At 47.8% G+C, this 12,321-nt stretch carries 12 protein-coding genes and 1 other annotated feature (1 of these 13 only partly in view); of the genes, 11 read left to right on the forward strand and 1 reads right to left on the reverse strand.

What is annotated here, in order from left to right; genetic code table 11:
* Positions 1-237 precede the first annotated feature (237 nt).
* The 11 genes from speD (at position 238) to C558_RS0114560 (ending at position 11,799) form a co-directional block, all read left to right on the forward strand.
* Positions 238-636 (forward strand): adenosylmethionine decarboxylase, encoded by a 399-nt coding sequence (gene speD / locus C558_RS0114505; RefSeq protein WP_018757007.1) that lies wholly within the window; start codon positions 238-240, stop codon positions 634-636.
* Between the two features lie 122 nt (positions 637-758).
* Positions 759-1,301, forward strand: coding sequence for a hypothetical protein (locus C558_RS0114510; RefSeq protein ID WP_018757008.1), 543 nt, complete (start codon positions 759-761; stop codon positions 1,299-1,301).
* Positions 1,302-1,471: 170 nt separating this feature from the next.
* Entirely contained in the window at positions 1,472-2,872 is a 1,401-nt protein-coding gene (gene hemA, locus C558_RS0114515; protein WP_018757009.1) for a glutamyl-tRNA reductase, read from the forward strand.
* Positions 2,851-3,714: a cytochrome c biogenesis protein CcsA gene (gene ccsA, locus C558_RS0114520; RefSeq protein WP_245583805.1), complete on the forward strand. Its 864-nt coding sequence runs from the start codon at positions 2,851-2,853 to the stop codon at positions 3,712-3,714. The genes hemA and ccsA overlap by 22 nt, the downstream gene beginning before the upstream one ends.
* Positions 3,715-3,719: 5 nt before the next feature.
* Entirely contained in the window at positions 3,720-4,388 is a 669-nt protein-coding gene (locus tag C558_RS31050; protein ID WP_018757011.1) for a precorrin-2 dehydrogenase/sirohydrochlorin ferrochelatase family protein, read from the forward strand.
* Between the two features lie 52 nt (positions 4,389-4,440).
* Positions 4,441-5,382: a hydroxymethylbilane synthase gene (hemC, locus tag C558_RS0114530; protein WP_018757012.1), complete on the forward strand. Its 942-nt coding sequence runs from the start codon at positions 4,441-4,443 to the stop codon at positions 5,380-5,382.
* Positions 5,383-5,386: 4 nt separating this feature from the next.
* Positions 5,387-6,940, forward strand: a complete 1,554-nt coding sequence (cobA, locus tag C558_RS0114535; RefSeq protein ID WP_040675073.1) for a uroporphyrinogen-III C-methyltransferase — start codon at positions 5,387-5,389, stop codon at positions 6,938-6,940.
* A 58-nt stretch (positions 6,941-6,998) separates the two neighbouring features.
* A complete protein-coding gene (gene hemB, locus C558_RS0114540; RefSeq protein ID WP_018757014.1) occupies positions 6,999-7,994 on the forward strand; it encodes a porphobilinogen synthase in 996 nt (331 codons plus the stop codon).
* 17 nt (positions 7,995-8,011) lie between these two features.
* Complete coding sequence (hemL, locus tag C558_RS0114545) at positions 8,012-9,310, forward strand: glutamate-1-semialdehyde 2,1-aminomutase (RefSeq protein ID WP_026263927.1); 1,299 nt, start codon at positions 8,012-8,014, stop codon at positions 9,308-9,310.
* A complete protein-coding gene (locus C558_RS0114550) occupies positions 9,307-10,185 on the forward strand; it encodes an RluA family pseudouridine synthase (RefSeq protein WP_083927189.1) in 879 nt (292 codons plus the stop codon). Before hemL ends, C558_RS0114550 begins: the two co-directional genes overlap by 4 nt.
* A gap of 291 nt (positions 10,186-10,476) precedes the next feature.
* Positions 10,477-11,799 (forward strand): LysM peptidoglycan-binding domain-containing protein, encoded by a 1,323-nt coding sequence (locus tag C558_RS0114560; protein ID WP_018757018.1) that lies wholly within the window; start codon positions 10,477-10,479, stop codon positions 11,797-11,799.
* A 206-nt stretch (positions 11,800-12,005) separates the two neighbouring features.
* Here the strand turns inward: C558_RS0114560 and C558_RS34275 are convergent, their stop codons facing one another.
* Positions 12,006-12,170: a hypothetical protein gene (locus C558_RS34275; RefSeq protein WP_169445380.1), complete on the reverse strand. Its 165-nt coding sequence runs from the start codon at positions 12,168-12,170 to the stop codon at positions 12,006-12,008.
* 133 nt (positions 12,171-12,303) lie between these two features.
* Positions 12,304-12,321 (forward strand) — a binding site (T-box leader) (it continues 257 nt past the right edge of the window).

Below are 12,321 nucleotides of genomic sequence, written 5' to 3' on the forward strand. Positions count from 1 at the left end.
GCATATGTTGTATACGGGGCTGAGGGCTCCAGCTCATTTCAAATAATCACCAAAAAAAAGTATTGCTTTTCTGGGCAGAAGATGTTATTTTTATTCTCGTTGAAAAGAATATAGGAACCAGGATTCACTCAGGACATTGTATGTTGCGAGAGAGTTTTCCCTCGGGAAGTGAATGACGTAGGTCCTAGCGGATGAAATTTTTCAAACATTTTATTCCTAGGAAGGGGGAACCGGAAGATGGAATATTCAACTTTCGGAAGACACGTTGCAGTTGACACTTGGGGTGTTGATTTTGAACTCCTAAACAATGCTGAATTTTTGCAAGCTCAAATGGTAGAGGCGGCTGAAGCTAGCGGTGCAACTGTACTGTCTGTTCAAGCCAAACAATTCGAACCACAAGGTGCAACGGTATTAGTAATGTTATCTGAGAGTCATCTCTCGATTCACACGTATCCTGAAAGAGGTTTTGCTGCAATTGATTGTTATACATGCGGCGAGACAGTAGACCCGCAAGTTGCAATTGACTACCTGGTATCCGTACTTAAACCGGATAAAACGTATGCGAAGAAATTGGTTCGCGGTATCGGGGAGCTTCAAGTTGAGAACCCTGTGATGAAGCAAACTCAATTCGCATAGTACGCCATAGCAAGTGAAAGATAACCATGGAGAAGATTGATTCATCTCCATGGTTATTTGTTTTCTCGGAACCCCATAGAATGTACAAGGTTGAACAATGTACATGCAAAGGGGTTCGAAGTATGCGCCGAGGTCAAAGTCGAATATCAGGAAAATGGTTCATCGTCGTTATGGTTTTTCTCGTCATTGTCTGGCCGTCTTATCAGATTTATAAGCTGATGGGTGGCAGCGAGGCCAAGGAAGATGCAGGACGAATGCTCTACGAAGTCGCCTCATTTCAAATGGGTCTAGTACAGAATTCGTTAAATGAAGCGTCTGCCATTGAGAATACAAGCCAATTGGATGCCGTCAAGCTCGCGATCTATTCAGCGAACTATACGCATGACCGACTCGTGAAGGCATATGGGAACGATCATTTGAAACGATTAGAGTCTTTGAATAAGCTGCTCGAATTTATTACAAGTGTTCAGATCGCAGGATACCGTCCGCTGCATGAAGAGGAGAAGGTCTTACTCCAGGAGGTTCAGAAACGATATGGAGAGCTCTACGAAGCTTACGAGCAGCTCGTAACAGGTAGCGGTCAGTTGGTTAGCTCAGAAGCGGTCATCGTAACGGAAGCGGATGAAGCAATGAGGGGACTTCTGGAGAAGCAAATGAATCCTTAATGGAATAGATTGTAACATGGGGTGTCGGTCTTGGTATAAGTGAAAGAGCTTAGGTCTACACTAAATACGAATGTTTACCATTTCATAATTTTTTCAAATTTGAACGTAATGGATTTGTCGAACTGTGATATAATTTACATGATATAGCGATAGAGAAGGCAGGTGACACAATGCACATTTTAGCGGTCGGACTCAATTATCGGACTGCCCCGGTCGAAGTGAGGGAGCGGTTCGCCATTGCCGAACAAGCTTTACCAGAGGCGTTACAACAACTTAAGGCAACGAAAAGCGTTCTAGAATGTGTGATTGTTGCGACTTGCAATCGGACGGAAATTTATGTTGTTGTGGATCGTCTGCACATGTGCGGACATTTCATTCGCAGCTTTATGGAGAAATGGTTCCAGATTCCTCGTCAAGAATTTACAAATTATTTGTACATCTATGAGGATGATCGCGCACTGGAGCATTTATTCCAAGTGACAAGCGGACTTGATTCGATGGTCATTGGGGAGACGCAAATACTTGGGCAGATGAAAGATGCTTTCCTGCTTGCACAAGAGTACGGAGCAACTGGAACATGGTTCAACATGCTCTTCAAACAAGCCATTACGATGGCCAAGCGTGCCCATGCGGAGACGACCATTGGTGAAGCGGCTGTCTCGGTTAGTTATGCGGCGGTGGAGCTCGGCAAACGAATCTTCGGGCAATTTTCGAAGAAGAAGGTTCTCATTCTTGGAGCCGGGAAGATGAGCGAGTTAACGGTGAAGCATTTATATGCGAATGGAGCGGACGAAGTGATCGTCGCGAACCGTACACTAACGCGTGCGGAACAATTAGCGTCGAAGTTCAATGGACGAGCTTGTTCGATTCAAGGCGGGATATCGCTGCTTTATGAGGTGGATATCGTCATTAGCTCGACAGGGGCAGATGGTTTCGTACTGGATGTGAAGCAGGTACAGGAGAGCATGAAGAAGCGCAAGAATCGACCGATTTTCATGATCGACATTGCGGTGCCGCGTGACTTAGACCCTGCGATTGGTTCGATACCGAATGTGTTCTTGTACGATATTGATGATCTTGAGGGGATTGTTGAGAGCAATCTCGAACTTCGCCGGAAGGAAGCGACGAAGATTGATGCGATGATTGCGAAGGAGATAGAAGCTTTCCGTCAGTGGCTGAAGACCCTTGGCGTTAGCCCTGTCATTTATGCTTTGCAGCAGAAGTCAGCGCAAATCCATCAAGACACCATGGAGAGCCTATTCAAGAAACTGCCGGATCTGGATGAACGACAAGCGAAGGTCATCCGCAAATTGACGAAGAGTATTGTCAATCAGATGCTGCATGATCCGATTCTACGGATTAAAGAAATGGCTGTTGAGAAGAACGGCGACGAGGCAATCGAAATGTTCACGCAGATTTTCGCGCTCGAAGAGCAGATGGAGAAGGCGGAAGCAGAAGAGCAGCGTCAGAACAAGGCACATGAGCAAACATCATCACCTGAGATGAGAATGAACGAAAGATCGTCTGCCGGATCAAAATCTGGATTTGCATGGGCGACCGTAACGAAGTAGGTGGTGAAGGATTGATGTTAACTCAGAATTGGATGTATGATGCGATTATCTATATATACGCCCTGAGCCTTCTGTTTTATTTCTCCGATTTTGCACAGCCAAATCGGAGTGCGAAGCGGATGGGCACGGGGCTTCTTCTTTTTGTATGGGGCCTGCAGACACTCTTCCTTGCAGGGAAATTAATTGAGCAGCCGGCCGTTCCATTGTTGTCTGTACTTGAATTTATGTTTCTTTTATCTTGGTTACTCGTCACGATCTCGCTGCTCATCAGTCTCTTTTTTAAGATTGAATATATTGTGTTTATCGTGAACGTAATAGGGTTTGCCGTACTTTTACTTAATTTATTTAGCAGTCCGATCGGGGAGCAACGGCTAGAACACTGGCAGATTGTCAAAGAAATTCTAATTCTGCATGTTGCGTTTGCGATATGCAGTTTTGCTGCATTTACGATTGGGAGTATATTCTCAGGGATGTACATGTACTTACACCGGAAGCTGAAGGAAAAGCAGTGGGATGACTCCGTTCGTCGATTGCCGAGCTTGGAGAAAATCGATCGCTACGCGAATCTGTCGATCATGATTGGTACGCCGTTGTTGATCCTATCACTAGCAGTCGCCATCTCATCGATTTATATGGAAGAAAAGTTGGATCTTCTCCTCGATGTGAAGGTGCTGCTCACGCTCGTGGCCGCGATTTGTTACGTGTATTATTTTATTAAAAGAGTTTCACTTAAGCATACAGGATATCGATTGGCACGGTGGGCGCTGCTTGCGTACACACTCATGGTGCTCAATTTCGCAGTGAATTCTTTCTCTACATTCCATCATTGGATATGGGAGTGATTGCTATGGAAGAGGCCTCGGACGCGGTGTTTTATCCGATATTACTGCAGATGGAACACCTACGATGCATTGTCATAGGTGGTGGACGTATCGCGGAACGTAAAATTCGAGGTTTGCTCGAAGCAGGAGCGAAGGTGCATGTTGTCAGTAGTGACTATTCCCCGCAAATCGACCAATGGATCGCAGAAGGGCGAATAACGGATAGGAATCGAACCTATCAACCTGGGGACCTCAAAGGGGCTCAAATCGTGTTCGCTGCGACCGATTCGGAGGTAGTGAACGAGCGTGTCTCAATCGATGCGCATGCTCTAGGCATTCTGGTTAATGTCGCGAGTTCCTCACGCAGCTCCAACTTTGTGAATGTGAGCACGATGCGGCGAGGGAAATTGATTATTTCGGTATCTACCTCCGGGGCGAGCCCAGAGGTTGCGAAGCGGATTGTGTCAGAGATTGAAGCGCAGTATGGTGAGGCATATGAGATATATTTGGATGTACTAGCTGATCTACGTCACATGATACAACGCAGCATTCCTGATGCTGGCGTTCGAAGACAATTGATGAAGCAGATGCTTGAGATGAACTGGTTAGAGCAGATCGAGCAAGGTGTCTTTCCTCCAGCGGATTCAGGGTGGATGGAGAAATGGATAAAGGAACAGATTGCTGTGATCGAATAAAAGCTAAATCTAATATTGCTATATTTGCAAGTCAGGACGAGGAGGCAACACGATGCGTAAGATAATCGTAGGAACAAGGCAGAGCGCACTTGCGTTGACACAAACAGGACAAGTCATAGCGCAGTTGGAACAAATCTGTAAGAAGCATGGACTGCCCTATCAATTCGAGATCCATAAAATTGTAACAAAGGGCGATAAGATTCTAGATGTTACCTTGTCAAAGGTCGGGGGCAAAGGGCTGTTCGTGAAGGAAATTGAACAGGCCCTAATCGATGGAGTGATTGATATGGCTGTTCACAGTATGAAGGATATGCCTTCAGAGCTGCCAGCAGGCCTCATGAATGGTGCTATACCGATGCGCGTAGACCCGCGGGACTGCCTTATCTCTCGTGAAGGACTCAAGCTGTCGGAGCTTCCGCTGGGAGCCAAAGTAGGAACGAGCAGTCTGCGTCGTTCTTCGCAATTACAGCATGTACGACCTGACCTGAAATTGGAGTCGATTCGCGGAAATATTGATTCTCGACTGCGGAAACTGGAGACAGAAGGCTTTGATGCGATTATGCTCGCAACAGCGGGGCTTGTTCGTATGGGATGGGAAGATCGGATAACAGAACATTTGTCACCGGATGTATGTCTGCCAGCGGTTGGACAAGGGGCGCTTGGGATTGAGTGTCGGGAGAATGATCCTGAGGTTCGCGAATTGCTGCAGCTATTCAATGATCACTCGACTGCGTTGACGGTTCGAGCTGAACGTCGTTTCCTTGGACGGTTGAACGGCGGATGCCAGGTGCCGATTGGTGCATTTGCGACGCTCGTGTCGGATGATGAACAGCATCCTGTGATTGAATTGACAGGGATGGTCGGCACAACTGATGGACGTGTTATACTGAAAGAAACGCTTCGCGGGAATAACCCTGAACAGCTAGGGGAACAGGTGGCTAATCAACTTATTGCACAGGGAGCAGACCGAATTTTGGCGGAATTGAATCAGTAGGGAGATGGACGGATTGGGGAAAGGAATCGTTTATCTTGTCGGCGCAGGGCCGGGAGATGCCAAGCTCATTACATTAAAAGGTCTGGAGTGCATTCAGCGGTCAGACGTCATCGTCTATGACCGTCTTGCTTCTCCAAGGTTGCTCAAATATATGAAACCAGGCGCGACGAAGGTCTATGTCGGCAAACTCCCGGATCGGCACACAATGAAGCAAGAAGACATCAATCAATTGCTTGTTGATCTTGCCTTGGAGGGTAAGGTGGTTACACGTCTTAAGGGCGGAGATCCAACGGTATTCGGACGTGTCGGGGAAGAAGCCGAATTGTTACGGCAGCATGATATTGGTTATGAGATCGTGCCGGGCATTACCTCTGCGATTGCGGTCCCAGCATATGCGGGAATCCCAGTTACACATCGTGATCTTGCCTCTTCGTTCTCCGTCATCACAGGGCATGAAAGTCCAGATAAGCTGGATAAATCTATTTATTGGGACAAGGTAACGAATGCGACAGGTACACTTGTATTTCTGATGGGTGTAGCGAAGATCGATTACATAAGTGAGCAATTGATGAAGCACGGCAGGTCGCCGGAGACACCCGTTGCCCTCGTTCGTTGGGGGACACGGCCCGAGCAAGAGACGCTCGTCGGAACACTTGCAACGATTGCGGAGCAAGTCAGAGTCACGAATTTCCAATCTCCCGCGGTTATCGTGGTCGGCGATGTGGTCTTGCAGCGTGAGAAATTAAAATGGGTGGAGCATCAGCCTCTGTTCGGAAGACGGGTGCTCGTAACACGCGCCAGATCGCAAGCAAGTGACCTTGTGCAGCACATCGATGACCTTGGCGGGGAACCGGTCGAATTTCCTGTCATTGAGACAAGGCGTACCTCATCGCCGGATCAGCTTGCTGTTATCCGTGAGACGATGCAGCAGCTGGAGTCGTATGACTGGGCTATTTTTACGAGTGTGAATGGGGTAGAGAGTTTCTTCGAACATCTGCGTGAGAATCGGATGGATATCCGGCGGTTAACGCGAGCACGTGTGGTAGCGGTGGGTCCGAAGACGGCAGAAGCTCTTGAATCTCGTGGGATCATGACAGAATGCTTGCCGGAAGAGTATCGGGCAGAGGGTATTCTGGAAGCAATCCGTACGGAGTTGAATCCAGGGCAGCGCGTGCTGCTTCCTCGAGGAGATCTTGCACGCAAATGGTTGCCAGAGCAGCTTCATAGCCTGGGTCTTGACGTTACGGACCTAAAGGTATACGAGACAGTTCAAGTGAACGATGATGAAGAAGGACGAGAGTTGCTGGAACAGCTTGAGGCCCGTGACATTCATATGATTACATTTACGAGCTCCTCGACGGTTACGAATTTCATTCGAGCATTTCAACGATTAGGCGTTACCAATTTAGCTGACATGCTAAGCGGTGTGGAGATCGCTTGTATTGGGCCGCTTACAGCGGAGACCGCCGTAGCAGCAGGGCTGACCGTGTCAGCCATTTCGGAAGAAGCAACAATTGAATCGCTTGTACATGCGCTTTGCGTTTTAGCGAAAAGATAAACATGTTTGTGTTCTCATTTCAACGATATATTGATTTCACTTCTAGGAGGGTACCTTAATGAGTTTTCCAATCGTGAGACATCGCCGTCTGCGCCGTACGGCAGGCATTCGCAACATGGTGCGTGAGACGGTACTAACGGTAAATGATTTGATTGCGCCGATTTTTGTTACATACGGAACGAATGTCCGTGAAGAGATTCCTTCGATGCCTGGTGTGTATCATTTGTCTATGGATCAATTAGATGCAGAGATCGATGAGATCGTCAGCTTGAACATTCCTTCGGTACTGCTGTTCGGCGTACCTGAGACCAAGGATGCTGTAGGGTCATCTGCCTATGCGGAGGACGGTATTGTTCAGCAAGCGACGCGGTATATTAAGAAGAGATATCCAGATCTTGTCGTTGTGGCGGATACTTGCTTATGTCAGTTCACAGATCATGGACATTGCGGCATGGTGCATGTGGAAGATCGCTGCGGCGAGCTGCATGGTGAAGTGGATAATGATGCTTCGCTCGAACTGCTCGTGAAGACGGCTGTATCACAAGCTGAGGCGGGTGCGGATATTATTGCGCCATCGAATATGATGGATGGATTCGTGCAGGCGATTCGTGCGGGCTTGGATGAAGCGGGTTACGCTCATATTGCGATCATGTCTTATTCGGTCAAATATGCATCGGCTTTCTACGGCCCGTTCCGTGAAGCTGCACATTCGGCGCCGCAATTCGGGGATCGCAAGACGTACCAAATGGACCCTGCCAATGCACAAGAAGCGCTACGTGAAGCAGAATCCGACGTGCTCGAAGGTGCGGATATGCTGATGGTGAAGCCTGCGCTTGCCTATATGGATATTATTCGTACGCTCAAAGATCAGTTTGATCTTCCGCTCGTCGCTTATAACGTAAGTGGGGAATATTCGATGGTCAAAGCGGCTGCACAGAATGGATGGATCGATGAGAAGGCCATTGTGCTAGAGACGTTGATCGGTATGAAGCGTGCGGGTGCTGATTTAATCATTACGTATTTTGCCAAAGATGCGGCAAGATGGCTGAAGTAAAGGAGATAGGAATCGAAATGGACAATCTTCAAACACGTAAAGATGACCGTGCTAGAGAAGCTTTTGCAGAGGCAAAAAAATATATTCCAGGTGGCGTAAACAGCCCCGTTCGTGCATTTAAATCGGTAGGTTTAACACCGTTATATATTGATCATGCGGCGGGTTCGCGGATTTATGATATTGATGGCAACAGCTTCATCGATTATATCTGTTCCTGGGGACCGCTCATTATGGGGCATGCCCATCCAGAAGTGATTGAAGCGATTCAGAAGACTGCTGCCAAAGGAACAAGCTTCGGTGCGCCGACTGAAATTGAGACGTTAATGGCGAAGCTTGTGTGCGAACGTGTACCTTCGGTGGATATTGTGCGGATGGTGAATTCGGGGACAGAAGCGACGATGAGTGCGATCCGTCTGGCTCGGGGTTACACGGGACGCAGCAAGGTACTGAAATTTGAAGGTTCTTATCATGGCCATGCCGATAGTCTCTTGATCAAAGCGGGTTCCGGTGTAGCGACACTCGGACTTCCAGATAGCCCTGGCGTACCTGAGGGCGTAGCTTCGAATACCATTACGGTGCCCTATAACGATGTGGAGTCGGTGCGTGTTGCTTTTGAACGCTACGGTGAAGAGCTTGCTTGCGTGATCGTTGAACCGATTGCAGGAAATATGGGTGTGGTTCCGCCATTGCCTGGGTTCTTGCAAGGACTGCGTGATATCACCACACAATACGGCAGCTTGTTGATCTTCGATGAGGTCATGACAGGATTCCGGGTACATATTAACTGTGCACAAGGATTGTATGACATTAAGCCTGACTTGACTTGTATGGGAAAAGTGATCGGTGGCGGTCTGCCTGTAGGCGCATATGGCGGTAAACGTGAGATTATGGAACAGATGGCTCCATCCGGTCCGATCTATCAAGCAGGAACGCTCAGCGGTAATCCTCTGGCGATGATTGCAGGGTATACGACCTTGAAGCTTCTAACGAAAGATGTGTATGAGCAGCTTGAACGGCAAGCGGTGAAATTGCATCTTGGATTTGAGAAGAATGCAAAAGAACTGGGTATTCCAGTGACAATAAACCGCGTGGGATCGATGGTCTGTCCTTTCTTTACAGATCAGTTCGTGATTAACTATGATACGGCGAAGACAGCGAATTTGGATCATTTCCGTCGCTACTTCGGCAATATGCTGAATGCGGGTGTAAGTATCGCTCCATCGCAATTCGAGGGTATGTTCGTCTCTGCGGCGCATAGCGATGCAGATATCGATGCGACGATCGAAGCGAACTACATTGCGCTCAAGCAGCTATGATTCCGGAACGTTATCTATCCCCGGAACAGTGGATACGCAAAGGGGAATGGCTCGTGACGACTGCACCGCAGTCGTCTCTTCATTTACCGGAGAAGCTTGCATCGAAGCTGGCCCATAGGGGTGATCTCGTGAAGGCGGGAGATCGCCTGCGGGTCCGATTGTTCCCAGAAGAGACGGATCCGATCCCGGCTTATTGGACAGAACTTGAGGTTCTGTACGAAGATGATTTCTGTATGGTGGTGAACAAGCCAGCGGGGATGCTCGTACATCCCACGGTGCCGGATCAAGTAGAGACGCTTGCGAACGCCGTAGCCAGCTATTATGCATGTTCGGGACAGCAGCATCGCGTCCGGCATATTCATCGGCTGGATGAATATACGACAGGCCCGGTCCTGTACGCGAAAAATGAGTTCAGCCAAATTCGACTCGATGAAGCAATGCGTGAGAAAGCGATTGAACGGGTTTATGTCGCCTTCGTGCAGGGGATCGTTGATCCTAAGCTGCACAAGATTGATGCGCCGATCGGTAAAGACCGTCATCATAAGCAGCGGCGTCGTGTCTCGCCAACAGGAGATCATGCAGTGACTCATGTTGAGCTAATCGAGACATTCCCGCATGCAGGAGTGAGCCTCGTACGTCTTCAGCTTGAGACAGGAAGAACCCATCAGATTCGCGTCCATATGAATCATGCGGGCCATCCACTGCTCGGAGATACCCTCTATGGCGGCAGAGATGAGTATGCAGCGTACCAGGCGTTACATGGCGAATTGCTGCGCTTCCAGCATCCTATGTACGGGGAATGGATGGAGGTCGAAGCTCCATGGACCGTGATGTTCAAGGAGCTGTATGCGAAGTTTAGCGGTTCGAATGCATAAAGCGCGGAACTTACGATGTTAAAAGTAGAAGAGAGCACAAAGTAGAACAAAAAAGGGAACCCCATACCCGTCCCTCCCACACGCGCAGACGTATGGGTTTAGATGTATGACCTGGCCAACGGCCAGGTTTATTTTTTTTACCAATCCACGAAGTTCATAAACTTTGTCCCACTTTTCAAAAATATATGGCATGCTCTTTCCTTCTAGGCATATAGATAAATGTAAGTAGTCATGATATCCATCTGACAATGATGGTCATTTAGGTTTATATGCAGAAGGGAGGACCTCGTTTTGTTTGATCAATCCTATGGTTTGCGATTTGACATTTACGAGCGGGTTCACTTATCAGATGAAGTAGTTGGGATACAAGAATTAGAAGAGATCGAGCTTGTTCCGAATGTTCAAGTCGTTCCGCATGGAGACCACGCAACGCTGCGCGGCAATCTGCTGCTGTCTGGCGTATATAAAGGCGATGATGAGCAGCGTTCAACGCTTACTCTCGCGCACTTTATTCCAGTGGAAATTACATTGCCAATGAATCGTGTACAAAGTCTGGACGATATTTCAGTCGAGATTGAGAATTTCGATGTGGATCTGCTATCGACGCGAACGATTAACATTAATGGCGTACTGTCGCTCAAAGGGATTGAACTGACACAGCCGGAGCAATCGCCTTGGATGGCCGAGCAATTTACCGTTGTTCACCAGACCGAGCCGGTAAAAGTTCAGGCAGCTGCACCGAAGGATTTCCGTTCTCAATCGGAAGAAGACGTACCGGAAGAGGCGTTCCAGGCCTCGAAGAATAATGATGTTGGCGATATTCTCGAATCCGTCAGCTTGTACGAGCGTGAGCAACAGATTGAACACGAGATTGAGCAACAGCAGCATCAAGGTATAACGTTTCACCCCGAATTTATAACCATTCAGGCCGAGGGAGCGGATAGTCAGAATCAGATTGAGCAAGAAGATCGTGAATCGACGGAACGCATTGCCGAGGTAACGCTCAGCGATCAGCCACAACAGATTGATTCACTGGAGACGGACAAGGAACCTCATCTGGAATTCACACCGCAAGAACCAATTGAGCAAGAAAAAGAAAGAGTGTTTATTTCAAATTCGGAGCATCCGATCGAAGAGTCTCAGCAGGCCCCTTTCTATGATTACGGGTTAGTAGAGGAGAACACGACCTCCGAAGCGGAGGAACTTTCTCTTGAAGAGCGGATCGAGGAAGAGAAGAAAGCGCTCAAGGTTGCTTTTAACAGTAAGAAAGAGCCAGAACCTGAGAATGCTAATAATATGGGTCTTAGTGCGCTGCTCTATTCGAGTAAGAATATCAAGGAAATTGAGACGCGTCATGCCGTGGAAGAACTAGAGAAGCAAGCGAAGAAGCTGCGTTCTAGTTCGAATGGTGAAGAAGTCGAATGGAAGAGTCTGTTCTTGAATCATGAAGATGAGAAGAGAGCCTTCCGCAAGTTAAAGATGTGTATAGTTCAGCGGGAAGAAACCTTGGATATGATCGCCGATCGCTATAACATGAATCCACGTGAACTGCTGTTATATAATCGATTGAATGATCATACGATAGCGGAAGGTCAAGTTTTGTATATCCCATAATTGAATTGAGTGGAGCAAAATGACATTCGATGATCATGATGTTCAGCGTGGATCGGATGAGCGAGCCCCGTAACCAGAGCCACTTCGAGAGAATCTCGACCGGGTCAGGTGAGGGGTTTTTTGCTGTTCTGCGAGTGCCTTGCCTGATATATGTTAAAGAGGCCTTACAGACTGACGTCTGCAAAGCCTCTCAGGCATGATGTATGCTAATAGACGTTAAATATAAATCCTAAGTAGATTAAGAACAGTGCAAAAAGGACGAAGACACCAAAACCCGTAGGCAATATGAGGGTATGGACAAATTGGATGCAGATTAAAGGGAAAATGACGCCTTTGACGGTATAGCGGTTTTTGTACCACCATCGTTCCACGTTGGACCACCACCTTATCGTATTCTATGAGGATTGACGAGCTGGTATGACTAGGAAGCCTAGCTTCTGTACATCTGCTTGCAATGATTGACGATGAGGGATTTAAATGATAAAATATTGGATATTCTATATAGGAAAGACATTGAAAGGG

The organism is Paenibacillus terrigena DSM 21567, assembly GCF_000374845.1.
GTDB classification, from domain to species: domain Bacteria; phylum Bacillota; class Bacilli; order Paenibacillales; family Paenibacillaceae; genus Paenibacillus_K; species Paenibacillus_K terrigena.

Excerpts from the sequence above, each read along its gene's own strand:
- speD (WP_018757007.1), top strand. The coding sequence starts at position 238 with ATGGAATATTCAACTTTCGGAAGACACGTTGCAGTTGACACTTGGGGT.
- C558_RS0114510 (WP_018757008.1), top strand. The coding sequence starts at position 759 with ATGCGCCGAGGTCAAAGTCGAATATCAGGAAAATGGTTCATCGTCGTT.
- hemA (WP_018757009.1), top strand. The coding sequence starts at position 1,472 with ATGCACATTTTAGCGGTCGGACTCAATTATCGGACTGCCCCGGTCGAA.
- ccsA (WP_245583805.1), top strand. The coding sequence starts at position 2,851 with ATGGGCGACCGTAACGAAGTAGGTGGTGAAGGATTGATGTTAACTCAG.
- C558_RS31050 (WP_018757011.1), top strand. The coding sequence starts at position 3,720 with ATGGAAGAGGCCTCGGACGCGGTGTTTTATCCGATATTACTGCAGATG.
- hemC (WP_018757012.1), top strand. The coding sequence starts at position 4,441 with ATGCGTAAGATAATCGTAGGAACAAGGCAGAGCGCACTTGCGTTGACA.
- cobA (WP_040675073.1), top strand. The coding sequence starts at position 5,387 with ATGGACGGATTGGGGAAAGGAATCGTTTATCTTGTCGGCGCAGGGCCG.
- hemB (WP_018757014.1), top strand. The coding sequence starts at position 6,999 with ATGAGTTTTCCAATCGTGAGACATCGCCGTCTGCGCCGTACGGCAGGC.
- hemL (WP_026263927.1), top strand. The coding sequence starts at position 8,012 with ATGGACAATCTTCAAACACGTAAAGATGACCGTGCTAGAGAAGCTTTT.
- C558_RS0114550 (WP_083927189.1), top strand. The coding sequence starts at position 9,307 with ATGATTCCGGAACGTTATCTATCCCCGGAACAGTGGATACGCAAAGGG.